General features: G+C 37.8%; 22 protein-coding genes. 15 read left to right on the top strand and 7 right to left on the bottom strand.

Annotation, left to right across the window (positions count from 1 at the left end):
* Positions 1-2: 2 nt before the first annotated feature.
* The gene (locus tag HYQ40_07795) at positions 3-1,523 is read right to left on the bottom strand and encodes an NAD(P)/FAD-dependent oxidoreductase (protein MBZ6527682.1); all 1,521 of its coding nucleotides are present in this window, start codon (positions 1,521-1,523) and stop codon (positions 3-5) included.
* Positions 1,524-1,749: 226 nt separating this feature from the next.
* Between HYQ40_07795 and crtI the strand changes: the two genes are divergently transcribed.
* From crtI to HYQ40_07775, 4 genes are read left to right on the top strand one after another with little or no spacing between them, the layout of a single operon-like run.
* A complete protein-coding gene (gene crtI / locus HYQ40_07790; protein MBZ6527681.1) occupies positions 1,750-3,258 on the top strand; it encodes a phytoene desaturase in 1,509 nt (502 codons plus the stop codon).
* Between the two features lie 16 nt (positions 3,259-3,274).
* Positions 3,275-4,150: a phytoene/squalene synthase family protein gene (locus HYQ40_07785; GenBank protein ID MBZ6527680.1), complete on the top strand. Its 876-nt coding sequence runs from the start codon at positions 3,275-3,277 to the stop codon at positions 4,148-4,150.
* Positions 4,151-4,154: 4 nt separating this feature from the next.
* The gene (locus HYQ40_07780; protein MBZ6527679.1) at positions 4,155-4,604 is read left to right on the top strand and encodes a MarR family transcriptional regulator; all 450 of its coding nucleotides are present in this window, start codon (positions 4,155-4,157) and stop codon (positions 4,602-4,604) included.
* A gap of 23 nt (positions 4,605-4,627) precedes the next feature.
* Positions 4,628-5,407, top strand: a complete 780-nt coding sequence (locus tag HYQ40_07775) for a tryptophan-rich sensory protein (GenBank protein MBZ6527678.1) — start codon at positions 4,628-4,630, stop codon at positions 5,405-5,407.
* 958 nt (positions 5,408-6,365) lie between these two features.
* Here the strand turns inward: HYQ40_07775 and HYQ40_07770 are convergent.
* Entirely contained in the window at positions 6,366-7,550 is a 1,185-nt protein-coding gene (locus HYQ40_07770) for a trans-2-enoyl-CoA reductase family protein (GenBank protein MBZ6527677.1), read from the bottom strand.
* 197 nt (positions 7,551-7,747) lie between these two features.
* Here HYQ40_07770 and HYQ40_07765 point away from each other — a divergent pair, with 197 nt between their 5' ends.
* The 3 genes from HYQ40_07765 to HYQ40_07755 all read left to right on the top strand — a co-directional run bounded on the left by HYQ40_07765 (position 7,748) and on the right by HYQ40_07755 (position 11,675).
* Complete coding sequence (locus HYQ40_07765; protein ID MBZ6527676.1) at positions 7,748-8,728, top strand: LacI family DNA-binding transcriptional regulator; 981 nt, start codon at positions 7,748-7,750, stop codon at positions 8,726-8,728.
* Positions 8,729-8,831: 103 nt separating this feature from the next.
* Positions 8,832-10,205 (top strand): PTS transporter subunit EIIC, encoded by a 1,374-nt coding sequence (locus HYQ40_07760; protein ID MBZ6527675.1) that lies wholly within the window; start codon positions 8,832-8,834, stop codon positions 10,203-10,205.
* 21 nt (positions 10,206-10,226) lie between these two features.
* Complete coding sequence (locus HYQ40_07755) at positions 10,227-11,675, top strand: glycoside hydrolase family 32 protein (GenBank protein ID MBZ6527674.1); 1,449 nt, start codon at positions 10,227-10,229, stop codon at positions 11,673-11,675.
* 58 nt (positions 11,676-11,733) lie between these two features.
* On the opposite strand, the gene HYQ40_07750 is transcribed toward HYQ40_07755, so the two are convergent.
* From HYQ40_07750 to HYQ40_07740, 3 genes are all read right to left on the bottom strand, one after another.
* Positions 11,734-13,014: an HlyC/CorC family transporter gene (locus tag HYQ40_07750; GenBank protein MBZ6527673.1), complete on the bottom strand. Its 1,281-nt coding sequence runs from the start codon at positions 13,012-13,014 to the stop codon at positions 11,734-11,736.
* 105 nt (positions 13,015-13,119) lie between these two features.
* Positions 13,120-13,698 (bottom strand): rhodanese-like domain-containing protein, encoded by a 579-nt coding sequence (locus tag HYQ40_07745; GenBank protein MBZ6527672.1) that lies wholly within the window; start codon positions 13,696-13,698, stop codon positions 13,120-13,122.
* 142 nt (positions 13,699-13,840) lie between these two features.
* Positions 13,841-14,170, bottom strand: a complete 330-nt coding sequence (locus tag HYQ40_07740) for a four-helix bundle copper-binding protein (protein ID MBZ6527671.1) — start codon at positions 14,168-14,170, stop codon at positions 13,841-13,843.
* 200 nt (positions 14,171-14,370) lie between these two features.
* Between HYQ40_07740 and HYQ40_07735 the strand changes: the two genes are divergently transcribed.
* From HYQ40_07735 to HYQ40_07715, 5 genes are all read left to right on the top strand, one after another.
* Positions 14,371-15,657 (top strand): CinA family nicotinamide mononucleotide deamidase-related protein, encoded by a 1,287-nt coding sequence (locus tag HYQ40_07735; GenBank protein ID MBZ6527670.1) that lies wholly within the window; start codon positions 14,371-14,373, stop codon positions 15,655-15,657.
* Positions 15,658-16,264: 607 nt separating this feature from the next.
* Positions 16,265-16,966, top strand: coding sequence for a hydroxyacylglutathione hydrolase (gloB, locus tag HYQ40_07730; GenBank protein MBZ6527669.1), 702 nt, complete (start codon positions 16,265-16,267; stop codon positions 16,964-16,966).
* A gap of 25 nt (positions 16,967-16,991) precedes the next feature.
* Positions 16,992-17,174, top strand: a complete 183-nt coding sequence (locus tag HYQ40_07725) for a hypothetical protein (GenBank protein MBZ6527668.1) — start codon at positions 16,992-16,994, stop codon at positions 17,172-17,174.
* Positions 17,175-17,177: 3 nt separating this feature from the next.
* The gene (locus tag HYQ40_07720) at positions 17,178-17,456 is read left to right on the top strand and encodes a hypothetical protein (GenBank protein MBZ6527667.1); all 279 of its coding nucleotides are present in this window, start codon (positions 17,178-17,180) and stop codon (positions 17,454-17,456) included.
* A gap of 30 nt (positions 17,457-17,486) precedes the next feature.
* Positions 17,487-18,002: a hypothetical protein gene (locus HYQ40_07715; protein MBZ6527666.1), complete on the top strand. Its 516-nt coding sequence runs from the start codon at positions 17,487-17,489 to the stop codon at positions 18,000-18,002.
* Between the two features lie 140 nt (positions 18,003-18,142).
* Here the strand turns inward: HYQ40_07715 and HYQ40_07710 are convergent, their stop codons facing one another.
* A complete protein-coding gene (locus HYQ40_07710; GenBank protein ID MBZ6527665.1) occupies positions 18,143-18,844 on the bottom strand; it encodes a pseudouridine synthase in 702 nt (233 codons plus the stop codon).
* Between the two features lie 778 nt (positions 18,845-19,622).
* Between HYQ40_07710 and HYQ40_07705 the strand changes: the two genes are divergently transcribed.
* Positions 19,623-22,403 carry an HAD-IC family P-type ATPase gene (locus tag HYQ40_07705; protein MBZ6527664.1) on the top strand — a complete coding sequence of 927 codons (2,781 nt, stop codon included), beginning with the start codon at positions 19,623-19,625 and terminating at the stop codon, positions 22,401-22,403.
* Between the two features lie 63 nt (positions 22,404-22,466).
* Here the strand turns inward: HYQ40_07705 and HYQ40_07700 are convergent, their stop codons facing one another.
* Complete coding sequence (locus HYQ40_07700) at positions 22,467-23,201, bottom strand: CPBP family intramembrane metalloprotease (GenBank protein MBZ6527663.1); 735 nt, start codon at positions 23,199-23,201, stop codon at positions 22,467-22,469.
* Between the two features lie 176 nt (positions 23,202-23,377).
* On the opposite strand from HYQ40_07700, the gene HYQ40_07695 reads away from it, so the two are divergent.
* Positions 23,378-23,839, top strand: coding sequence for a CopY/TcrY family copper transport repressor (locus tag HYQ40_07695; protein ID MBZ6527662.1), 462 nt, complete (start codon positions 23,378-23,380; stop codon positions 23,837-23,839).
* Positions 23,836-25,956, top strand: a complete 2,121-nt coding sequence (gene cadA / locus HYQ40_07690; protein MBZ6527661.1) for a cadmium-translocating P-type ATPase — start codon at positions 23,836-23,838, stop codon at positions 25,954-25,956. The genes HYQ40_07695 and cadA overlap by 4 nt, the downstream gene beginning before the upstream one ends.
* Positions 25,957-25,962 lie beyond the last annotated feature (6 nt).

The following is a 25,962-nucleotide window of genomic DNA, read 5'->3' as shown; positions in this document are numbered from 1 at the left end:
GCTTATTCCTTTCTTTGACTTTTCTTGAGTTTATTTGCTTGTTCTTTTTGCATAATTTTATCATGCACTTGTTGACCACTCAGCGTAACCATAGGCATTCCAGGTCCTGGATTGACTGTCCCGCCCACAAAGTAAAGATTGTTATAGCGTTCGCTTTCTTTAGCATGCTTAAATCCTTTGTTATCTTTACGATTAGACACCGTCCCATATATTGCCCCGCGGTGAGAGTAATACATTCTTTGGATATCTTCTGGAATCCAAATATCTTTCGTAACTATCCGCTTTCTTAAGTCGGTTAGCCCCATGTGTTCTAATTTGATCAGAACCCGTTCCTCAAAAGCTTTATATTCCTCAGCTGTAAAGGGTTTATCAGGAATGTAAGGAATATGTGGTAATATCTTAATATTTTCATGTCCAGGAATAGTTTGTGTTGGATCTGTTTTATTGACATTAACTAAGTAAATCGTAGGATCCTCTGGCAATTGGTGTTTATGAAACACAGTTTCAAAGTTTTTCTTTGAATCTTTAGAGAAAAAGAAATTATGATGACGTAATTGTGGGTATTCACCCTTAACACCAAGATGAATAACTAACCCTGAAGCGGCAGGTTCAAAGTCTTTCTCTAATTTTTTGACGAATGACTGTTTCCCGTTTAATAATTTTTCATAAGCAGGAATCACTTCCATATTAGAGATAAAATAATCAGCATGGACCTGTGTACCATTTGCTAATTCAGCAGAACTAATGTGACTTTGATTCGTATTCAGGCGAGTCACTTCCGTATTTGTGTGAAATTGAATGCCTAATTCTTTACCAAGTTTTTCAAGACCTTTTGCTATGTGATGCATCCCACCAGGTACATACCATATGCCTTGTTTATGTTGCATGTAAATCATCATATTCAAAATCGCAGGCGCATCATAAGGTGAAGAGCCAACATATTTGGCAAAATAGGCTAACATATCTTGGAATTTCTGATTTTTAATGTGTTTAGATATGCTACTTTGCATGGTGGAAAGTAAGTCAAATGACTTAACCGTATCAATCACCCCATGATGTTGTAGTATTTCCGAGACTGAATCAAGCCCCATGCCAAAATAACCTTCTTCTGTGATGTCATAAAGTTTTTGAGCATAGTCAAGAAATTCTTGGTACTCTTCTATGTCTTCGTGAGTTAAAAATGAATTCTCATTAAGCATCTTTTCGAGGTCGCTATACAAATCAATGATGGTATTATCAGGGAAGAATGAACGCCATTGATGTTCCACTTGCTCTGTTGTTATATAATCAGCCATATTTTTTTCACTACGCGTAAATAATTTTTCAAATATAGGTTTCATGGTTAATATCGAAGGACCAAGATCGAAGCCAAACCCATCTTTTTCAAGTCGATTCAACTTTCCTCCTAGGTGATTATTTTTTTCATATAATGAAACCTTAAAACCACTCTGAGCTAATGACACTGCCGCAGAAAGCCCGCCTAGGCCACCACCTATAACTAATGCTGTCTTAATATTTGTCATGTAAATTCTCCTATTATCATAATTTTTAATTTAAGTATCCTACAAATTCTAATCTATGATAAGTACGATTATAAAATTATCTTACGTTTCCTATGAGATGAAGTAAAGCGTTTTAAACTGAATCAAGAAACTATTTAAAAAATAAAATCAAGGGTTTTTATTTTACATCGCACAAGATTTATCATATGATAAGTATAACAAAATTGTTGAAAGAGATGGTGAAAAAATGATTAAAAATAAGAGAGTAATTATTGTGGGAGGAGGCGTTGCTGGTCTAGCAAGTGCTGTGCGCCTACAAAAAGATGGGTATCAAGTCGAGATTTTTGAAAAAGAAAGTATGGTAGGAGGGAAGATGCATGTCATCGAAAAAGAGGGCTTCCGTTTTGATCTCGGACCTACGATTGTGATGATGCCAGAATTATATCGTGAAGTATTCGAGTATGCAGGCAAAGACCCTGATGATTATATTCCTATGAAACGCCTTGATCCGATGTATCGCTCTTATTTTAATAAAGGGACCGAGCATATTGATATATCATCTGACTTAGTTTCTTTGATGAGTACACTGGAAAGTATCAGTACTGAAGATTCGGTTGGGTTCTTGAAGTATTTGGCAAGCATTTATGAACGCTATACTGTTGCCCGTGATCATTTTATTCAAAGACCTTTCCGAAACAAACGTGATATGTATAATCCCTTCATGATAAAACAAGCACTCAAACTTAAAACATTTGACTCGGCGACCGATTCGATTGCAAAGTTTGTTAAAGATGATCGAATCCGTCAAATGTTAACATTCCAGACACTTTACATCGGAGTGAGTCCAAACAATGGACCATCGCTTTATACAATTATTCCTATGATTGAACTACTGTATGGTATTTGGTATATCGATGGTGGGATGCACAAAATGGCTGAAGGTATGGAAAGTGTCTTTAAAGAATTAGGTGGTAAAGTCCATTATAATGCCAATGTGGAAGAGATTTTGATTGAAGAGGGTAAAGCTCGAGGTGTTCGAGTAAATGGGCAGGATGAATTATCGGATTATGTTATTTGTAATGCGGACTTTCCTTATGCGATGAAGAATTTAGTTAAAAATGAAGCGGCGAAAGGAAAGTATACAGATGAGAAGATAGAGAGCCTCAAATATTCGTGTTCATGCTTTATTCTGTATTTAGGTATGGACCGTCAATATGATGAACTCGAGCATGTTCATACATTTGTGTTTTCCGAAGACTTAGACAAAAACTTGGATCAAGTATTCTCTGGTGAGCCTATTGAAGATCCTTCACTTTACGTTGTTGCGGCATCAAAAGTAGACCCAACAGTGGCTCCTGAAGACAAAGATGGGCTGTTTATTTTAGTCCCTGTAGCCGATTTAGGTACAACTCAACAAGATTGGCATGATGAGAAGACGATTCAATATTATCGTCAAAAAGCTTTGGATGGGGTAAGTCATTTGCCTGGAATGAGTAATATAGAAGAAGAAATTATCTCGGAGAGTATCATTACACCACTTGATTTTGAAAAACGATTCAATGCTTATAATGGTGCTTGCTTCGGCTTGCAGCCAACATTACTCCAAAGCAATCACTTCCGTCCTCAAGCTAAAGCCGAGGCGTGTGAGAACTTATACTTTACGGGAAGTAGTACCCACCCAGGTGCAGGCGTTCCGATTGTTCTTCAATCAGGTAAGATTGCTGCTGAAGAATTAATGTTAGATGATCAAAAATAAAGGAAGGGTGAAGCATATGTTATCAGCAAGTTTAAAAAAAGACTATGCTTATTGCGAGTCAGTTATTAAAGCCTCGTCAAAAAGCTTTTATACTGCATTTTCACAGTTACCAAAAGACAAAGCAAGGGCAGTGTATGCTATTTATGCTTTTTGTCGTCAAGCAGATGATACCGTAGACAGCTCAGATCCTTTACAAGTAAAAAAAGAGAATTTAATTGTCTTAGAAGAAGAATTAACAGCTTTTTCTCAGGGAGACACACCGGACCACCCAATGTGGCGCGCTTTACGCGATGCTTTTAAACGTTATAGTTTAGATACTGCTCCTTTTTTCGATCAACTTGAAGGGCAAAAACGCGATTTGGATTTTCAAGAAATTCAAACGATGGATGCTTTAAAGGATTACAGCTATTATGTTGCGGGTTCTGTGGGCTTAATGTTACTCCCACTTTTGGCAACGAAAAATGGTGTCACCGAGGAAATTATAGAAAGTGGTATTGCTTTAGGTATCGCTATGCAACTCACGAATATATTAAGGGATATCGGAGAAGACTACCGAGACAATCATCGCGTGTATTTACCAACAGAATTAATGGAAGATTATGGCGTGGACTTGAAGCAAATAGTGGTTAATGGACCTAATCAAAATTTTATAAACCTTTGGGAGGCCATAGCAGAGGAATCTCAAAAAGGCTATGAAACATTTTGGAAGACTATTCACCAATTCGATGAAGATTGTCAATTACCATTGCTAGTTGCGGGTAAACTATACAATGCGATTATGGATGCTGTTCGTAAAAATGACTATGATTGTCTTGGAGTAAGAAACTATGTTCCCGAACGTAAAATGATTCAACTTGTTATGGAGTCTAAAAAAATATTAAAGAAACGGTGAAAAGATGGATGAGTCTATATTTGATCGTAGGTTAGATGAACAACTTTGTTTTAGATTATACCGTGCATCAACGGGAATGAGTAAGTTATATACACAGGCTTTGTCGCTCTTTAATTTAACTTTCCCTCAATACTTAGTCCTTCTTTCCTTATGGGATAAGGATGGAATCTCTTCGACAGAGATTGGTGATCAGACAGGTATGGGGATTGGAACACTTAATCCAATCATAAAACGCTTAGAATCACATGATTGGGTATTCAAAAAAGCTCATGTCACAGACAAACGAAAAATATTGATTTTCTTAGAAGAGAAGGCAAGTCGAACTAAGAAAGAAATAAACCAAGAAATAATGAAGCAGTTAAAAGGCTTTGATTATCAAGACATTGACTTGTTAAGCTTAATGAAACAACTAGGCTTGTTGCAAAAACAGCTTGATATCTTAAATAGTAAGTAGACAACAAAAAAGGAGTGAGTATCATGAAAACAAAGACAAAAGCATGGCTAAACCTTGGGTTACTTATACTTACTTTGGGCGTGAATTTTTTAGGCGGTACAGGACGGATTAATAATCTATCGCAAGGAGATGTGTCTGATATGTATAACACCCTCCTTACACCTGCTGGTTTTACGTTTAGCATTTGGAGTGTCATCTATGGTTTGCTTTTTATAAGTTTGATAATGATGGTTATTAGACACGAGGTAGCTTACTTTAAAGAAGTTATTGAAGCAATTACGCCACTATTATGGGTGTCTTTTATTGCAAATATGATTTGGATTGTTCTCTTCTCGTATTTACAAATCGGACTGTCAACACTATTTATTTTTGTTTATTTGTTTAGTCTCGTCTTTATCCTTAAAAAGTTAAGAGGCTTAAATACACAACGACAATGGCTATTGCCTTTAACTTTCGGCCTTAACACTGGCTGGTTGTTTATAGCTTCTGTCGTGAATGTATCTGCATTTTTAGTGAAGATTGAATGGAATGGTTTTGGTATTGATGATGCTACATGGGGAATCATTATGATGGTTGTATCGTCGATATTGGCAATTGTTGTGATGTTACAATTACGCAATGCAGCTTTTTCATTACCTATAGCGTGGGCATTTTACGGTATTTATCAGTCTATTCAAACAAAAGGCTTAGATGGTACTGTAAATGTACTACCACTTATATGTTTAGTCATACTGTTAGGTATGTCAGTCTATCTATTTGTTAAAAATAATAAAGGGATATATCCTGTAGACAATACTAGATGATCTATTGAAATTTTGTACGACTAGATAATATAAATAAAAAATCCACTTTAACACACTGTGTGTTGAAGTGGATTTTTTTAGTGAGTTTAGTCAGTGGGCGATCGACAATACTATATTTAAATAGCTGAGATGAATAGGGGTAAATCTGGAGCGTTAAAAGTAAAGTAGATGAATAAGGCCCCAAAGATAACGAGAAACAGAATTACTAATATTCGGTGAATTGGGCGCGGCTGAATCACACGATAAACATGAATCCCAAGCAACTGGCCGGGAGGAACAGCGATGAAAATTGAAATGATGTTAGTCAGAGATGTTTCCACACCAAAAGCACCGTTCAATACATAGTACCAATGTCATAGATGCGAATTACCGATAATTCACACTTACCACGCTTCATAAATGCGAATTACTGATAATTCACACTTACCACGATTCATAGATGCGAATTACCGATAATTCACACTTACCACGCTTCATAAATGCGAATTACTGATAATTCACACTTACCACGCTTCATAGATGCGAATTACTGATAATTCAAACTTATCACCCTTCATAGATGCGAATTACCGATAATTCACACTTACCACGATTCATAGATGCGAATTACTGATAATTCACACTTACCACGCTTCATAGATGCGAATTACTGATAATTCAAACTTACCAGGATTCATAGATGCGAATTACCGATAATTCACACTTACCACGCTTCATAAATGCGAATTACTGATAATTCACACTTACCACGCTTCATAAATGCGAATTACTGATAATTCACACTTATCACGCTTCATAGATGCGAATTACTGATAATTCACACTTATATATCAACTCACAATAAATATCATACGAAAGAATATTGGATATTCGCTGCTGTGAACCAAGTGATAAGACTTGAAAACACTCTATAACAAAAAAACTCGCTCATTCAAAAGACGAATGAGCGAGTTAATGATTAGTATTCTAAAGCGATTAAATCTTCAAGCGTTACTTTGTCTGCTTCTTCTTCGTCGTATCCATCGACGTCAAAACCAGCTAAATTCAAGTATTCTTTCATGAAAATACTGTAGCCTGTTAAATCAGAATTAAAGTTATCGCCGTTGATTTTTTCAATCAATGTTTCAGCAGCTGCTTGAACTTTAGGGTCTAATTCCCAATTATCAGGACGTAGACGGCCTTGTTCATCATATTCAGGTTTCTCTCCGTATAACATGTCGCGGTAGATACGGTCTTGGTGCATAATGGGTGTTTCGTGAGTTCCGTTATCTTCCATGATGCGATAAATCCCCATGCAATAAACCGGGAAGAATGGAATGACTGAACTTGCCTTCGTCGTTACCGCTGTTGCGACAACAATTGTTGCTTTACCACCGATGTCAGTTAATAATTCGTTGATATTATCAGCTTTCACTTCACAGTCAGCTTTTGCTTGACCTAACGTACCGCCACCATAGTATGGACGGTTTAAATCAGAGCCTAAGTAAGAATAGTTTACTGTCTGAACACCATCAGCAAGAACGTCGGCTTCTTTTAAAGCTTCCATCCATAATTGCCAATCTTCTCCACCCATTACTTTCACTGTATCAGCGATTTCTTCTTCCGTTGCAGGTTCTAGGACATGCTCAAAAAAGTCTTGTTTTTGAATATTAACGTTGGGTCCGACCACTGTTTCACCAATTGATTTAATCACTGAATTAAATCGTTCACCTGTATCAGGGTCAACACGGACACCAGAAGCTAAGCTGTATACGACTAAATCGATTTTCCCGTCCCATTCGTCTTTAATGTAGTTAATAACATCTTGTTTAGATTCATGGCTAAAGGCATCTTGAACAAAGTTTTTAGCAACTAGACCTTCTGCTTCTGCCGCTTGTTTAAAGTAGATATTGTTATACCATCCTGCAGTTCCTAGGTTTTTTTCAGATTTAGGTCCCTTTTCAAAAGATACACCAATTGTATCTGCGTTTGCTCCGAAAGCAAGACTGATTCGAGTGGCTAAACCATAACTTGATGAAGCACCAATAATTAAAACTTTTTTAGGCCCTTCATATGAACCTTGTTCTTTAACGTAGTCAATTTGATTGTTTACTTCTTGTTTACATCCAATCGGGTTAACACCAAACGATACATTCCCCCGCATTTTATGTTCGAATTTGATAGTAATGACCTCCAATGATTAATTAAGTATCTCTAATATACTAAAATTTCACCTAATTTGATAGTTATAACCGAACTGTGGCGAATTATTTTAAAGGAATGTTAGGATTTGAATTTGGACAATGAGTTCATTGGTCCGATATGGTAATATAATGTTAAATAGATGAAGAGGTGAAGGAATTGACGACATTAAATGACATAGCGAAGCGTGCGGGTGTGGCAAAAAGCACGGTATCTCGGTATTTAAATAATGGATCTGTGAGTGATAAGACACGTGAAAAAATTCAAGCAATCATCGAAGAAACAGGTTATGTGCCGAATCAATTTGCCCAAAGTTTAAAAGCCCAGCACTCAAATATGATTGGTGTGGTTCTGCCAAGATTCGATTCCCCATCGACAAATCAAGTGTTAAAAGGGATTGATGACGTTGCGCATGAAAAAGGCTATCAGTTAATGTTAACCAATTCCAACTTGAGTATTGAACGTGAGAAAGAGAATATCTCTTTATTAAAAAGACAAAAAGTCGGCGGCATCATTCTCATCGCGAGTAAGATGGATGAGGACTTAAAGAAACAAGTAACTCAATTAAGCATTCCCACCCTCATTTTAGGCCAAAAAATTGAGGGTGTTCCAAGTCTCGTCCATCAAGATTATGAAGCGGGCAGATTGATTGCTGAACATGCCTTGGAATTAGGGCATACAAAAATATTATACGTCGGCGTCACAGAAGAGGACAATGCGGTGGGGGTTTTGAGACGAAATGGGTTTATGGATACAGTAAAAGAAGCAGGTTTTGAAGCAGCATTCCATGAGACGAGTTTCTCAAGAAAAGAAGCTTATCAACAAGCTTTAGACTATTTACCAACGACTGAGGCAACTTATATCGCGGCTGCAACGGATCATATAGCGATCGGAATATTGAATGCAGCCAACGAATTAAATCTATCTGTTCCAGATGATTTTTCTTTATCCGGTTTTGGGGGATATAGCGAATCTGATTATACATTTCCAAGTATTACAACCATCGATTACCCATTTTATGACTTAGGGATTAAAGCGTTGAATCGGATCGAACAAATGATGAAAGAGGATCCAGTTAGCTTACTGGAGACGATGCCCAATCAATTAAATGTAAAACAATCCACTAAAAAAATAAAATAACAAAAAACGCTTGCAATTTGCAAGCGTTTGCTTTACTATTTAATGGAACCGGTTCCGTTTCCGTTTCCGTTTTCAAGTTTTGTAATTATCTGGAGGGATAAACATGGGGAAATATGATAAATCAATTGAACAGTTGTTGGATGTCATTGGTGGTAAAGAGAATATAAAAAACTATGAGCACTGTGCTACGCGCTTGCGTGTTGTGCTTAAAGACGATAGTAAGTTAGATAAAGAGAAAGCAGATAATATTGAAGAGAGTAAAGGTTATTTCTTCTCAACAGGGCAACATCAGTTTATTTTTGGTACAGGAAAAGTCAATGAAGTCACTAAAGAATTAGATGAATATTTAGGAAAAACAAGTTCAGATGATGATGGGTCGATGAAAGATGATATTTATGCAAACTTAAATCCTGTTCAAAAAGTTGTTCGAATTTTAGCAGATATTTTAGTGCCTTTAATTCCAGCGCTAGTAACGACAGGGCTATTAATGGGTCTGCGTGGTTTACTAGTTGAACTTGGTCTAGAGATGACTGAAGATGTTGCAGGACTCTTTGCGATGCTAACAGATACGGCTTTTGCATTCTTACCAGTGTTAATTGCCTACAGTGCAACGCGTAAATTTGGTGGGAATCCGTTGTTAGGTATTGTTGTTGGGTTGATGATGGTAGCACCACAATTACCGAATGCCTATGACGTTCGAGGCGGCAGTGCGAGTCCGATGAATATTTTCGGGATTGATATTTATGGCTATCAAGGTTCGATTTTCCCAGCGATTCTTGCGGGTTGGATGATTAGTAAATTAGACAAATGGTTACGTACATGGGTGCCTAAAGTGATGGATCTGATTGTGACGCCGTTCTTAACGATTACGATTACAATTGGTGTCATATTATTTGTGTTAGGTCCAATCATTCAAGTAATTGAAAGTTTTGTCATTGATGGTATCGTCACTTTAATCAATGCGCCTTTAGGTATTGGCTACATAGTCTTTGGAGCACTTCAACAATTAATTGTTATTACTGGTTTACACCATTCAATTGGTTTAATCGAAATAACGTTGCTGAGTGATACGGGATTGAATGTGATTCAGCCTTTAACTACAGTGAGTATGGCAGGACAATTTGGTGCTGCAATTGGAGCAGCCTTTTTAATGAAGGACCAAGTGAAACGTACAAACATGATCAGTTCAGCGGTGCCTACTTTATTTGGAATTACAGAACCCCTATTATTTGGTGTTAACATGAGATCACTTCGTATATTTGGTTCAGGGATTGTTGCGGGTGCGGTTGGAGGATTTTTAGTTTACCTCTTCGACTTAGCAGCAACTGGTATGGGAATTACTTTTATTCCTGGATTGCTACTTTATACAAGTAGCTTATCAGCTTTAACACAATACATTATTGTGATATTAGCTTCATTCCTAGTAGGTTTCATCTTAGTTCGTTTACAAGGAAAAGCCATTCGTGAAGAAGTTTAAAATCGAGGTAAAGGAGACGAATTGATGAGTAAAAAAGCATCTATTAACTGGAAACAAATTCAAGCAGCTCAAGCAAAATTAAAGGCAAGTGTAGAGGCAGATCCATGGCGACTTAGTTATCACCAAATGCCTGAAACAGGCTGGTTGAATGACCCAAACGGGGCGGTGCAATTTGACGGCGTCTATCATTTATACCATCAATATGTTCCGGAAGACCCTAAAGGTGGCGCAACTCATTGGGGACACAAGACGTCGACAGATATGGTGCAATTTAAAGATGAAGAGATCTTTATGTCACCTGATCAAGCGTTTGACCAAGATGGTGTATATTCAGGCAGTGCCATTGTATTAGACGATAAGATTCATTTCTTCTATACAGGTAACGTTAAAAATGAGGGTGACCATGATTATACATTTAGTGGACGCGAACAAAATACTGTCCATGTAGTTTCACCCGATGGTTTTACAATTGAATCAAGAGAAGTGATCATTCCACACTCAGCATACCCAGAAGGTTTTACGGATCATATTCGCGATCCAAAAGTATTTGAATTAAATGGAAAGTATTACTTGATTTTAGGTGCGAGACGCCGTACTAATATGGGAAGCATCTTGATTTATAGCTCACCTAATTTATATGACTGGGAATATGAAGGTGTATTTCTAGAAGGGGATGAAGAGCAAGGGTACATGTGGGAATGTCCGGATTACTTTAATGTGTCTGGTAAAGATATCTTAGTTTTTTCACCACAAGGAATCCTGCCAACAACATACAACTATCATAACCCACATGCGGCCACTTACTTAACCGGGCAAGTGAACTGGGATGAGTTAAAGTTCCAAGTGGAAGAAGATTTTAGAGAGTTGGACCACGGATTTGACTTCTATGCACCTCAAACGTTTGAAGACGACCAAGGTCGCCGCATTATGTGGGTTTGGATGGGCATTGGCGATACTCAGCCGGAATACAATAACCCAACGATTGCGAGAGGGTGGCAACATGCGATGGCTTTACCGCGTGAGTTAAGCTTTGAAGACGGCATGTTAAAACAACGCCCCTTAGTGGAATATCAAACTCTGCGTGGCCAAGAACTGTCGTATTCACTGACTGAATTATCTTCTGACACACTAAGAGGTGAAGTCTACGAACTATTGATTGAATTTGATGAACGACCGAAAGATTTTGAACTACAACTGCGACAAGATACTTCGGTAACTTATCAAGACGGAGAACTAACATTAAGACATGGAGAAAGTGGCTACGGTCGTCGTAAGCGCACGCTTCCACTTGAATCACTATCGCAATTACACATTTTCTCTGATACGTCCTCATTAGAAATCTTTGTCAATGATGGTGAAGCCGTCTTTACTTCACGCGTCTATCCCGATGCGAACCAAGATAAGATACAAATAACTGGAAATGGAACCGGAAAAGTCACTTATTGGGACTTAGCGACAACAACTAAATAATTTAAAAAGGCTCAAGAACCGTGATAAATTCATCACCATTCTTGAGCCTTTATTTATGCTATTCTTTAATGCGAGTAACTTTTAATTGAGTTGCAGTTGCTTCATTGACTTGCATTAATTCAAGCATCAGCATTTCAATTTCAAGGCATGTGCCAATCTTATCTTCGCTTGGAATAATTTCGGATTTATATGTGAAGTAGCCACCAATTGTGTCCACTTCGTTGCTTGTCACAATGGTACCAAAGTATTCATTGAAGTCATTGATATTCATAATACCGTTGACTAGCCATGATGATTCGTCTAGTTTTTCTACTAGAGCATCTTCTTCGACCGTATCATACTCGTCATAAATTTCACCAACGATTTCTTCAATAATATCCTCTAAAGTAACAAGTCCCACTGTTTGACCATATTCATCTTTAACAATAGCAATATGGTTGCTCGTTTGTTGAATTTGCGAGAATAAATCATCTAATAGTAAAGTTTCAGGAACATTTAAAGGATCATGAGCTAAATCTTTTAAATCGACTTGGGTGTAATCGCCGACCAGGACACTCGCACGCAAGTAGTCCTTCACTAAAACTACACCTAAAATATTATCTTTGTCATCTTGATAAACAGGCAGTCTTGAAAATGTCGAATTGACGATGATTTCGTGATTCACTTCGCGTTCTTTATTAATATCAATCATCAATGCTTGATTACGAGGCACCATCACCTCACGAACATTTTTTCGGTTCAGTTTCAGAACACCTTGCATCATGCCAACTTCATCCGATTCAAGCGCTCCTTCTTCACCACCTCGAATCACAATTTCACGGATATTTGAGAAAGTTAATTTCTCATCTTCATTGGAAAAGTCAATCGGAAGAAGCGATTGAAAGAAGTTTAACGTGACAGTTAAAAACCAAACAACCGGTTTAAAAATCGTGTAAATCAGATTTAAAATACGTGCCGATGCTTTTGAATATTTTTCAGGAATGGCTTGCCCAATTGATTTAGGTAATAATTCCCCGAAAATTAAAGTTAATACAGTTACGATGAGCGAAATAACGATCGCCGCACCTTGTGCACCTAGATAAGGTGAAATGAATTGTGATAACCCACTCGTTGCAAAAGATGAGTTTAACGTTCCGATTAAAGTAATCGCCACTTGGACAACCGCTAAAACGCGATCTTGATTGTAATATAGCTTTAATGCGAGTTGAGCCTTTTTGCTCCCAGATTCGGCTTCTTTCTCTAATTTGTCTTTATTCGCAGTTATAAATGCCATCTCTGAACCAGAGAAAAAACCATTTAACAGAGTAAAGACAATAAGTAAAATTATGGGTGTTAACATCGCTTGCTCCTTTTTTTATTTGTTAATGAAGTGTATTGTTATGTAACCTATTATATCGATAAATACTATCTTTGGATACACTGACTTTATTAACATTGAAAAAAGTTAATAAACTGCCTCTTGAACGGCTTTCATACCACCTTCAATGACAACAGGTTTATAGCCTTTATTAGCTAGAAAAGAAGCAGCTGCAGTTGCGCGATTACCTGAGCCACATAGTGTATAAATATTCTGGTCTTTATCTAACTTTTGGTAAGTGGAAGGCAAGTCTTCAAGTGGAATGTTAATTAAATTATCCTCAGGGGCAGGGCGTGTAATCTCATCAGGATGTCTGAGATCAAGTAAAATATAGTCATCTTCTACTGCAAGAAAATCATGTACGTTGATGGTTTTGATTTGTTGTCTGCTTTCTATCGGAATATCGTGTGCTAAAATGTATCCTTGAACATCAGTAAATCCGAGTTCTTGGCTCAATAATTCAAGCTCATCAATGAAATCTTTTGATTCTTCATCAATAATAAAAATGATAGCTTGATCCGATGCGATAAATGATGAGGCGTACTTTTTGAAATTACTTGGATTAAGATTCAGCGTCTTTGGACCATGTCCAACTTGATAGTCCTGTTGTCCACGGACATCGATGAGTTGTTGATTATTTATGTGTTTGTAATTGAGTTTTTTCATGGCGATAGTCTCCTTAGATGTTTGTACCGTAAGTATAACGGAGCAATATAGATAAGACAAAATGAAACGATTCTGTTTTTAAAGTTGAGACAAAAAATGAGTATAAGCCTGCCTTAGGAACTTATACTCGTCTTCTAATAAATTATACTGCTAAATATTCTTTACATGCTGCTTCGCATTCACGACACGCTTTAGCGCATTCTTTACAGTGCTCGTGATCATGTTGTTCACATTCACTTGCACAAGTATCACAAGCTTTAATACACAACGCAATCAATTCATCTAACAAGGGACTTTGACGATGTGAGAAAGATACAACCATACCACATATATCGGCACAGTCTCGGTCTGTCCGAATACATTCCGCCATCATTTTTACGTCTTCTTCTTGTAAGCATCCATCAAAACAGTGCTCGCAAGCTTTTTGGCATGCAATTACTTTTTCGATTAAATTCTCTTTTGCTTGAACCATAATTTTCCCTCCTTATTTTTTCTATTATCTTTATTATTATTGTGCAATAAGCTTACTATGTATACGCTTTATCTGCAAATGATATCCATTTACTTAGGCGACCATTCTCGCAAAATGCACTCGTACAGTTTTTCTATCCACTAAACAGTTGTGATAAACTGAAAGGTAATAAAAGTAAAAAAATCTGGGAGGTTGATCGAATGAAAGCAGAGATTATATCAGTCAGTTCGAGTTTGTTAAAAGGCTTAGTTGAGAATAAAAATGCAGCTTTTATTGCTCGTGAGTTGACTTCTGTAGGTATGAATGTGACTCAAGCAGTTATGATTGATAATTCTAAAGAAAAGCTATTGGAAACCATTGAGAAAGCAGAGCAACAAGCAGATGTACTCGTGTTTACAGGTGGCTTAGGTCCTGATGATGACGATATCGTCAAAACAACACTATCAGAGCATCTCGATAAACCATTGGTCTTAGATGATGACACACAAAACCGAATTATTACTTACCATAAAAATTCAGACTTAATCATGCCAAAAAATAACCAACTTCAAGCGCTAACTTTACTTGATTCGATTCCGTTAGTGAATGTCACAGGTCTCGCTTTGGGAATGTTTTATCAATCTGATACCCATACGTATATCTTACTACCAGGACCAACTGATGAATTAAAACCCATGTTTACTGAGAAAGCTTGGCCACTTATTATTGAACATCTTTTGAATGAACAAGTCGTCTCAACAAAGCTTGTCCGACTATTTGGTTTAACAATGGCTCAAGCGCAGAGAAATCTCGGTGATATTTTGGTATCTGACGACACGACATTTATTGATATTTTTCCAGCGGGTTTAGAGATTGAAGTTCAGATTACTGCGAGAGGCCTTGACGCCGATGAGGTTCATCAACTCATTGCAAAGACTGAGAGTGAGATTGAAAAAAGTGTTGCTCCTTATATTATTGGCCATGGTGATCAAAATTTACCTAATATTGTAAGAAAGCTACTAAAAGAGAAGGAGCTTAAAATAACTGGGGCTGAGAGTTTAACAGGGGGCGCATTTTTAAGTGAATTGTCGAGTTTATTTGAAGCCGGCCTATTTTTTGATGGAGGGATGGTTACGTATGATGAATCCATTAAAAAAGAAGTTCTAGGTGTAGATGAGGAAGTCATTGAAACACATGGCGTAGTGAGTGCAGAGTGTGCGTTTGAGATGGCTGAAAAGGCACTTGAAACGTTTGGGGCAGATCTCGCTGTGTCCTTAACGGGAGCGGCAGGGCCGAGTTCGCTAGAGGGTGAGATTCCGGGAACAGTCTGGATTGGTGTGGCTGTTAAAGGAAAGTCTACTTTTGCGAAGAAATTCCACTTTGGATACAAGCGTAATCAGAACCGTGAATACTCTGTTTGGAGTGCATTTAACCTGATTCGACAAGTTCTTTTGGACGAAGAAATTGAATCAATAATTTATAAAGAAAAAGTGAAAAAAGATGAATAAAACGCTTGACAGGTAAACGCTTACATGATAAACTGTAGTTAGTAAAGAGAGAGATGCAACTGTAAGTAAAGAATGGCGTTTCACTCTTTACAACAGAACCGTCTTAATGGTTCGAAGTAGCTGTGAAAGAGCTACTTAGCGTATCAGGACTATCCGTTGTTAACCATAATATTAGAGGTAACTATGTAAAGAAATAGCAAAGACTAGTATGTGTTTTGAAATAACAATGGTGTTCATGTAGTAGACATGCAAGTGTGAAGAAATTTGCAATGCAACGGATAGTAACCAATACGCAGAGAGTAATGTGATTCCAAAGCGAGAAAAAGTATAAATTAACATAAGAGAAAAGCGACTAAGCGACATATCGTTTATTCAGATATATAGTACCAAATGGAATGACATTACTAAATTAAGAGGGGAAGGGCTTAATGCCCTTCCTTTTTTGTTGTTTAAATGTATATGCTGCTAAATAAAAGGAAGTTAATGTTAAAGCCACGACGATCCGTCAATACTTTAGACATTGTTAAGTATAAAGACGAGAAAATTCGAGAGATGTTTGCTAAGATTAGAGCGAGTATTAACTATAACCAAATAGGGAGTGTGTTGTATGAATATTAATCCAGTACAGGCTTTTTCTGATAATTATATTTGGGTGATTGATAATGGAACGGGTGGAATTATCGTTGACCCTGGTGAGGCACAGGATGTGTTAGCATATATAGAAGAGAAACACTTAAATTTAGAGGCGATTATCTTAACTCATAAGCATGACGATCATATTGGCGGGGTATCTGAAGTTTTGGCTAAGTATCCAGACACACCTGTCTACGGACCAAAAGAAACAGAACATTTAAATACACACCTTGTAAAAGATGGGGATGAGTTCGAGTTATTGGGGCAAACACTTAAAGTATTCAAGAGTGGTGGACATACTGAAGGACACATTAGCTACTTAATGGTAGACAACTTGTTCTGTGGAGATGCCTTGTTCTCAGGAGGTTGTGGGCGTGTGTTTACTGGCGATTATCAAGCTCAATATGATGCACTTCAGACTTTTAAAGCTTTGCCTGACAACGTTAAAGTTTATGCTGCACATGAATATACAGAAACAAATTTACGTTTTGCACATTCAATTGACCCAACGGACCAAGCTTTTACTGAAGCTTTAAAAGAAGTTGAAGCGCTACGTGCCAGTGATAAACCAACGTTACCTTCAACAATTGAGAAAGAAAAAGACATTAACTTATTTTTACAAGCAGAAAGTTTAGATACATTTATTGAATTAAGAAACCAACGAGATAACTTTTAAACGCATCTAAAAGGAGATGACAACGATGGAACTTATTTTAATTCGACATGCACAAGATGAAGATCGGGCAGGTGGATTTGAAGATCTTGAGCGTCATTTAACTGATAAAGGAAAGAAGAAGTACCATAAGCTGATGCCAGAACTCAAAGAAAAACTGGCTCCACTTAAGGACAGAACTTTGGTAAGTTGGTCGAGTCCCGCAAACTGAACTTTGGAAACAGCAGAGATTGCGGTTGAAGAGTTAGACTTAGAGGAGCCTAGCGTTCATGAGTTTATCTATATGGGTGAGTTAGAGAAGTTTCTGGATGAACTAGAAACGGTTCAAGATGATGCGACTTTACTCGTCTTTGGTCATGAATCTACCTTAAGTGAGTGGGTAGAAAAGTTCACGGGCGAATCACGTCGAATGCGAAATGGCTCGATGGTGAGTATGAGTGTGAGTCAAAAATCACCATTGAAAGCAGATTTAAATTGGCAAATTAATCCATAAAGAAATGAGTTTAGGAAGGGAGTGCGGACACTGAAACCACAATATTTACAATTACAACCAAGCGTAGCGGATGAAAAACGTTGGGTGGCAGAGATAACTGGAGATGACCCAACCTTTGTTTTAAAGCGAGATTTTCAACCTGAATCAGAACCTGGTGTCTGGGCAATGTATGATGGCTGGTATCAAATTCATGGACAAACGCCTGGTATCACTCCATTTCAAAAGGAATATGTTCGTGTGCTAGACGGGAAGATGACAAGGCGATTGAATTTTCGTTATGTTGTTGAACATGTTCCACAAATTAAAGCAGCCGAACCTGAGCGAAAAGAACGTTTAAAGCATCAAATTATATCCATCTTTGAAGAGATTAAAGCAGAAGTTCCTCACGAACAAGTTGAGGAAGCCATCATGCAACAAAAAGAAGACTTGGATATGGTTGAAACTTCAGAAGAGTTACTTGGAGGCTTGAAAGTTCTGTTAAAGCAAAAAGAGCAGATTATCAAGCGCTATAAAGAAGCCGTAGAGAACATGCGCGAAGAGTGGTGAACCTAGAAGAGCCAAGTCTGAGAAAAATCCGTGTACCCTTTGATACTTTATCAAGGGGCACACGGATTTTTTTATTGAGTTATTATCGATTGGAACTTTCACCAAAGATATATTGAGGTTCCATTTTTAATAAATAGAGCTTATTTTGGTGTGTAGTTTAATTCTTTGAATAATCCATTGAGTTCTTTATCTGACAAGTCCTTCCATTGTCCAGAAGGTAAGTCTCCAAGATGGATGTTCATTATACGAATTCGTTGCAAGTGAACGACGTTATAACCTAATGCCGAAGTCATACGGCGAATTTGTCGGTTTAAGCCTTGGGTTAAAATAATTTTGAATTCATATTTACCTAATTGCGTTAATTTTGCAGGAAGCGTTGTTGTATCTAAGATATCTACACCCGCAGCCATATTTCTTAAGAAATCTTGTCGGATGGGTTTGTCGACTCTAACGATATATTCCTTCTCATGTCGGTGTTCGGCACGTAAGATTTCGTTGACAATATCGCCATCATTTGTCATTAGAATTAAGCCTTCTGAATCTTTATCCAAACGCCCTACATGGAAGACTCTTAACGGGTGGTTGACTAGATCAACGATATTCCCTTTGATAGTTTGGTCGGTCGTACTTGTGATACCGACAGGTTTATTCAAAGCAAGATAGACTTTATTCGTCTCGACGCGAACGGGATTTCCGTCAATTCGAACAACATCTCCTTCTTCCACCACTGTCCCTAAAACAGGTAACTCGCCGTTGATTGTTACTCTACCTTCATTAATTAAGCGGTCAGCCCCTCGTCTGGATGCTTTTCCGGATTCACTTATATATTTATTAATACGCACATTGACACGCCCTTATTTTGATTTTTATTACTTACTATCATACTTGATAGCGAGTTGAAAATATAGGGCGAGTCCATTCAAATTTTTAAAAGGTGATGATGGCGGGATTCGCATTTATGGCTCGTGGTAAGTGTGAAATACGGCTAATACGCATTTATGAATTGTGGTAAGTGTGAAATGTGGATAATTCGCATTTATGAGTTGTGGTAAGTGTGAAATATGGATAATTCGCATTTATGGATCGTGGTAAGTGTGAAATATGGCTAATACGCATTTATGGATTGTGGTAAGTGTGAATTATGGCTAATACGCATTTATGAGCTGTGGTAAGTGTGAAATATGGCTAATACGCATTTATGGATTGTGGTAAGTGTGAAATACGGATAATACGCATTTATGAGCTGTGGTAAGTGCGAATTATGGCTAATACGCATGTATGGATTGTGATAAGTGTGAATTATGGCTAATACGCATTTATGGATTGTGATAAGTGTGAAATATGGCTAATACGCATGTATGGATTGTGGTAAGTGTGAAATACTATATTACGGATGCTAGTCGATTCATGGATATTATTGCATATAAATGTGAGGTTATTGCTGTAGTAATTTTAAAATATAAAATAAGTAGAAATGAATTTTAACATGACAATGTCAATGATTTGGTGTTGAGTTGCGGTAGGCAAATTTATTTATTTGTAAAGTTATACATGTTATATTTAGAACGTAAATGATGTTATGATGCAATTTAAAATGAATATAAATGTGAGGGGTTTATTATGAGTGAAATATATCAACGTGAGTTAGACGACGTTGTAGAGGAGTTTGAGACATCGATAGACGATGGATTGAGTGAATCTCAAGTCGAGAAAAGTCGAGAAGAATATGGTGAAAATAAGTTAGATGAGACTGAGACAAAATCTAAGTGGGAAATATTATTAGAAAATTTGAATAATATTATTGTATACCTACTAGGAATTGCGGCAGTGATTTCTGTGATTATGGGTGACTGGGTTGAAGCCGTTGCTATTTTGCTGGCGGTCTTAATATCAGTGTTAACTGGGTATTTCGTCGAATTAGGTGCTCAAAAGTCTGTTGAAGCCTTACAATCAATGGTTGATACGAAGGCGAAAGTCTTACGTGATGGCAAAGAGATTGAAATTGATTCAACGGAATTAGTTCCCGGAGATGTCCTTATTCTAGGTGAAGGGGATGCGATTGCTGCAGATGGTCGTTTAATTAGTGACAATAACTTTGCAGTGATGGAAGCGGCCTTGACGGGTGAATCTGAAGCGGTCGATAAAGACGCAGACGCATCATTTGATGAGGAAGAGGCTGTAGGCGATCAATTGAATATGGTCTTTTCAGGTACAGCTGTGACACGTGGTAAAGCCCGAGCAATTATTACTGGAACGGGTATGGATACTGAAGTGGGTCGGATTTCTGAGATGTTGGGTGAAGAACAAGATAATGAAACGCCTTTAGATAAAGAAATTGATCAATTAGGTAAAGCTTTAATTATCGTAGCTTTTGTCGCCGCAGCCCTCGTTCTATTAATTGGGATATTAAACGGACAAGATACAGCCGAGATGCTACACGTAGCTGTCATTCTAGCTGTTGCTGCTATCCCTGAGGCAATGCCTGCAGTTCAAACGATTACCTTATCCAACGGTATGACGACGATGGCTGAGCATGAAGCTCTTGTTAAGACCTTGTCAGCTGTTGAAACATTGGGATCAACATCAATTATCGCCAGTGATAAAACAGGGACATTGACTGAAAACCAAATGATGGTTGAGCGGTTAATTATTAAACGCGATGAAGTCTATGAAGTAACGGGTAGCGGGTATGAACCTAAAGGAGCCATCAAATATAGTGGCGAGGTCGTCGATATTGAAGCAGGAAATATTGATGATGTTGAGGACTTAAACGATAACGATCAAGTCTTGATTAAGCTAATTACAGATGGATTCTTATCAAGTGATGCTGTATTAACAAAGGTGTCTGAAGAGGATGATGACGATAATGATGAAGATATAAAAGAAGAGGATAAAGGCGAGTACAAAATTAAAGGGGATCCAACTGACGGTGCTTTAACCGTTTTAGGTCACAAAATTGGCTTATCTCCAGAGTTCTTAAAAGAGAATAACTATGAACAACTTGCTGAAATTACCTTTGATTCGGATAAGAAATATATGGCTACATTCCATAAATTCCCGAATGATATCTATCGTTTCATTATGAAGGGTGCTTTGGATGTTGTCGCAGAATATACTGATATCGATGATGATGAGGTTGAGTTTTGGACTGAAAAGAATAAACAACTGACTGAAGAAGGTAATCGTGTTATTGGACTTGCGAGTTATACTGTAAAAGATGAGGGTGAAGCGCAAGAAATTACTGAAGATATCGAAGGATGGTTTGAGAACAACCACAAAATCTTAACAATCGATGGCTTATTCGGGATTATGGATCCGCCAAGGCAAGATGTCGCTGAATCGATTCGTCAAACTCAAGAAGCGGGTATTAGAGTCAAGATGATTACCGGAGACCATCCGCGTACGGCTTCTGTGATTGCTAAAGAAATCGGTATTAACAATTGGGAAAACACGATGACAGGTAAAGAAATCGATAAGACACATGATTCGAATGATTTCATTGATCGTATCCAAGATACAGCTGTCTTCGCACGAGTTTCTCCAGAAAATAAACTCCAAATCGTACGTGCCTTACAAGATGAAGGTGAAGTGGTTGCGATGACTGGAGACGGTGTCAATGATGCGCCAGCATTGAATGGGGCTGACATTGGAGTAGCTATGGGTATTCGTGGTACTGAGGTAGCGAAAGAAGCTTCAGATATGATACTGACGGATGATCGTTATTCTACAATTGTGGACGCTGTACGCGAAGGTCGGATTATTTTTGAAAACATTAAGAAATATGTATCGTTCTTATTCGCGTGTAACATGGTTGAAATTGTGTCGATTTTATTCACAATTGTCTTCCTGCTACCGATGCCGATTCAACCATTACATATCTTGTTCCTCAACTTGTTGATTGATATCGGACCAGCCATTGCTTTAGCTTATGAAGAAGCAGAAGATGATGTTATGAGTCATCCACCTCGTAATCCTGAAAATGGTTTAGTGAATCGTAAATTCTTAAGTCAAATTATTACGAGTGGGATTTTCATTGGTTTAGGTGCCTTTGGAATATTCTTCGCATTCTATAACTTTAGTGATTTCTCATTAGAGTATGCTCAAACTGTGACGTTCTCATACATGGCCATTGCACAATTGATGCATATCTTTAACGTTCGAAAATTCAAATCATTCGGTTTAGATAAATCATTTTTCAAGAATAAATTACTTGTAGGAGCAATGGCTCTAGGTGTTGTATTACAGCTAATTGCTGTTTACACACCATTCATGAATAATGTTTTAGGGACAGAGCCGTTAACGCTTATGTCTTGGGGAATTATCTTTGGAGCGGCAGCCGTTGCAACCTTTATCGTTCATTGGTTTAAAGTATTAACCGGACAAAAAGGTGCGCAAGAATAGAAAAATAGAAAAATGAACCCACTCACGACAAATGTGAGTGGGTTTTTTAGTGTAGAAAGGTTATTACATACCTAAGGTTAAAAAGACAATCGGAAAAGCAGCGAAAGCGAAATTAACAAAGAAGTGGGCAATAATAATTGGGAAAAGTCGCTGATGAACATGGAAGATTAGGCTACTACCTAGACCCCAAAAGAAAAACGCTACAATATAAACTAATGCACCTTGCCAACTTGCCGCAAGCATAAAGTGTTGTAAGCCGAAACCAATTGACGGGATAATAATACCAGCCAATGCGCTACCATACCCTTTAGTAAACTTAGGTTGAGCGTACCCTCGGTACATAATTTCTTCAATCGGTGCATTAAGAAAAGGGAAAAAAAGTGCGATAATCGCCCCAAACCATCTAAGCCATAGAGGTGTAAGGTTTGGGGTCGTTGCTAAGTCGCCTGCAAAAATGACTTGGAACTGATTAATATAATCTGTCCCGTACATTAAAAATGCGACCCCATTAATCGCAATCGCAAATGGAATAAAAAGAACAAAAATCCATAGTATTCCCCATAATATATCCTTACCAAGTCGATGTTTTTGGTAATCGATGACATCCCATATTGTGCGATTTTCAGCCTTCAACAGATGAATCATAAAGAACAAAGATATAATATTTACAATCATAAAATATAGAACGGCGATATCAGGAGCAAAAGGAAATGATATATTCAAGATAACGCTAAAAAGTGCCATTGTCACTAATAGTAATGGTAACCGGATGAACGTAACTAACCAAGCTTTACGCATAATAGTTCCCTCCTTTGAGGAGTAGCTAAGAGACGTGTTCTGTTGATTATAATGTACCATAAAATGGAAAAAATAAAGAGCGATACTCTTTAAGGTATTATTTGACAAACCCAGGTTACACATGTAAACTGCATTTAAGTTAAGTTTACATGTGTAAACGAAAAGGAGGTTCAATGATGGCGGAAGCGATATCCCAATTCAAGATAACAGATGCAGAATGGGAAGTAATGCGAGTTGTTTGGGCTAATGGTATAGCTACGAGTCGGTTAATTATCGACATACTAGAAGATAAGCAAAGTTGGAAAACAAGTACGATAAAGACCTTAATAGGCCGTTTAGTTGATAAGGGTGCTTTAGATGCGCAACTAGCTGGAAGAAAATTCATCTATTCAGCTGTAATTTCTGAGAATGAGATAATGAGGGACTTTACCACTAATTTACTGTCTCGGATTTGTAATAAAAAACTTGGGAACGTCTTAGTGGATATACTATCTGAAGCGACTTTAAGTCAAGGAGACATAAGTGAGTTAATTTATTTTTTAGAGGAGAAGAAGATGACTGCACCACTCGAAGTGGCTTGTGGGTGTGTACCAGGACAATGTGAATGTCATTTGAATACTGGAGGAGATCTAAAATGAGTACGGACAAACATAAGCATCACGAACATAATCACAAACATATGGATCATGGTGAGATGGACCATAGTCACATGCATCATGATCATACGAACCATAGTGAAATGGATCACAGTAAGATGGATCATAGCCACACAGACCACACTCACATGCATCATGATCATGGGGCAATGGGTGGGCATGATCACCATCATCATGGGGATTTCAAGAAACTGTTCTTACGTTCATTACCGTTAGGATTAATTATTATGTGGATTTCTCCTTTAATGGGGTTAGAGATTCCGTTTCCATTCCAATATACTTTTCCTTATTCAGATATTTTAGGAACTGTTCTATCAACAATACTTATAATTTACGGAGGAAAACCATTTTTCAAAGGTGCGATGGATGAATTTAAACAAAAATCACCTGGTATGATGGCACTCGTTTCAATGGGTGTGGGTGTGTCGTATCTATATAGTGTGTACGCAGTAGTTATGCGTTATATAACGGGCGAGCATGTTATGGATTTCTACTTTGAATTTGCTTCATTGGTATTAATCATGTTATTAGGTCATTGGATTGAGATGGTTGCTTTAGGCAATGCTGGGGACGCTCAAGAGTCATTGGCCAAATTATTACCAAAAGAAGCTCAAGTAGTCTTGGAAGATGAATCGGTTGAAAATCGTCCAGTAGCAAAACTTCAAGTAGGGGACATCGTTCGAGTACAAGCGGGTGAAAATGTGCCTGCAGATGGAAAGATTGTTCGAGGAAGTTCACGTGTGAATGAATCACTATTAACAGGTGAATCAAAACCCATCGAGAAAAAAGCAGGAGACGATGCAATCGGAGGATCAACGAATGGGCAAGGTACGCTATTCGTGGAAGTCAGCCAGACAGGAGATATGTCGTTCTTATCTCAAGTTCAACATTTAGTGGCTGAAGCTCAAGGGAATCCATCGCGAGCAGAGAACAAAGCACATCAAGTTGCGGGTTGGTTGTTTTATATAGCAGTAGGCGTGGCCTTAGTTACTTTCTTCGTATGGTGGATGATTGCGGATCTACAAACGTCGATTTCTTATACGGTGACAACACTTGTTATCGCCTGTCCGCACGCTTTAGGTTTGGCTATTCCTTTAGTTATTTCACGAAGTACAAGTCTAGGTGCAAACCGCGGGCTACTAGTTACAAATCGTGAAGCGTATGAATTAACGACCAAATCAGAAACAATGATATTAGATAAGACAGGAACATTAACGACGGGTGAATTTAAAGTGCTTAAAGTTGATTCGTTGGACGGTACATATAGTGAAGAGGAGTTGCTAAGTTTGATGGCTGGTATTGAAGCTGGATCCAGTCACCCTATTGCCCAATCAATTATGAGTTATGTTTCAGATGAAATCATTGAATCAGCTAATTTTAATTCAACAGAAGTTATTTCTGGTGAAGGAGTTAAAGGCGTGCATCAAGGAAGTGAGTATGCACTAATTAGTCAAAAAGCTTATGCGGAAAATATCGATATTGAGATGTTACCAGGAGCAACGATAAGTATTTTGATTAAAGATGGCAAAGCAATCGGAGCTGTTTCTTTAGGTGATGAATTGAAAGCGACTAGTAAAGAGCTTATGGATGTACTCAAGAATAAAGGCATTACACCCATTATGGCAACAGGGGACAATGACAATGCAGCCAAAGGTGTTGCAGAAGCATTAGGTATTGAATACCGAGCCAACCAATCACCACAAGATAAGTATAATTTAGTTGAGGCACTTCAAAGTGAAGGCAAGACTGTGATTATGGTGGGGGATGGAGTGAATGATGCGCCGTCACTGGCATTAGCTGATGTAGGTGTGGCTATTGGAGCTGGCACACAAGTCGCAATTGATTCAGCAGACACTGTCTTAACACAATCAGAACCCGGCGATATTGAATCATTTATCGAACTGTCATTTAAGACGAATAGTAAGATGAATCAGAACTTATTATGGGGAGCAGGTTATAACTTTATCGCTATACCATTGGCGGCAGGACTTTTGGCACCAATTGGTATAACGATATCGCCGGCTGTTGGCGCGATTCTGATGTCACTTTCAACAGTGATTGTTGCAATTAACGCAGTGTCGTTAAATATTGAAGATTAAATATTA

It is taken from the genome of Aerococcaceae bacterium DSM 111021, assembly GCA_020112395.1.
In the GTDB taxonomy this organism is placed as follows: domain Bacteria; phylum Bacillota; class Bacilli; order Lactobacillales; family Aerococcaceae; genus Ruoffia.
This window is presented reverse-complemented; position numbering and strand designations above follow the sequence as displayed.

Bases quoted from the DNA above. Each gene is read 5' to 3' on its own strand.
- HYQ40_07700 (MBZ6527663.1), bottom strand. From the start codon at position 23,201: ATGCGTAAAGCTTGGTTAGTTACGTTCATCCGGTTACCATTACTATTA.
- HYQ40_07770 (MBZ6527677.1), bottom strand. From the start codon at position 7,550: ATGCGGGGGAATGTATCGTTTGGTGTTAACCCGATTGGATGTAAACAA.
- gloB (MBZ6527669.1), top strand. From the start codon at position 16,265: ATGAATATTAATCCAGTACAGGCTTTTTCTGATAATTATATTTGGGTG.
- HYQ40_07745 (MBZ6527672.1), bottom strand. From the start codon at position 13,698: ATGAAAAAACTCAATTACAAACACATAAATAATCAACAACTCATCGAT.
- HYQ40_07780 (MBZ6527679.1), top strand. From the start codon at position 4,155: ATGGATGAGTCTATATTTGATCGTAGGTTAGATGAACAACTTTGTTTT.
- HYQ40_07725 (MBZ6527668.1), top strand. From the start codon at position 16,992: ATGGAACTTATTTTAATTCGACATGCACAAGATGAAGATCGGGCAGGT.
- HYQ40_07705 (MBZ6527664.1), top strand. From the start codon at position 19,623: ATGAGTGAAATATATCAACGTGAGTTAGACGACGTTGTAGAGGAGTTT.
- HYQ40_07785 (MBZ6527680.1), top strand. From the start codon at position 3,275: ATGTTATCAGCAAGTTTAAAAAAAGACTATGCTTATTGCGAGTCAGTT.
- HYQ40_07695 (MBZ6527662.1), top strand. From the start codon at position 23,378: ATGGCGGAAGCGATATCCCAATTCAAGATAACAGATGCAGAATGGGAA.
- HYQ40_07775 (MBZ6527678.1), top strand. From the start codon at position 4,628: ATGAAAACAAAGACAAAAGCATGGCTAAACCTTGGGTTACTTATACTT.
- crtI (MBZ6527681.1), top strand. From the start codon at position 1,750: ATGATTAAAAATAAGAGAGTAATTATTGTGGGAGGAGGCGTTGCTGGT.
- HYQ40_07760 (MBZ6527675.1), top strand. From the start codon at position 8,832: ATGGGGAAATATGATAAATCAATTGAACAGTTGTTGGATGTCATTGGT.
- HYQ40_07795 (MBZ6527682.1), bottom strand. From the start codon at position 1,523: ATGACAAATATTAAGACAGCATTAGTTATAGGTGGTGGCCTAGGCGGG.
- HYQ40_07740 (MBZ6527671.1), bottom strand. From the start codon at position 14,170: ATGGTTCAAGCAAAAGAGAATTTAATCGAAAAAGTAATTGCATGCCAA.
- cadA (MBZ6527661.1), top strand. From the start codon at position 23,836: ATGAGTACGGACAAACATAAGCATCACGAACATAATCACAAACATATG.
- HYQ40_07750 (MBZ6527673.1), bottom strand. From the start codon at position 13,014: ATGTTAACACCCATAATTTTACTTATTGTCTTTACTCTGTTAAATGGT.
- HYQ40_07735 (MBZ6527670.1), top strand. From the start codon at position 14,371: ATGAAAGCAGAGATTATATCAGTCAGTTCGAGTTTGTTAAAAGGCTTA.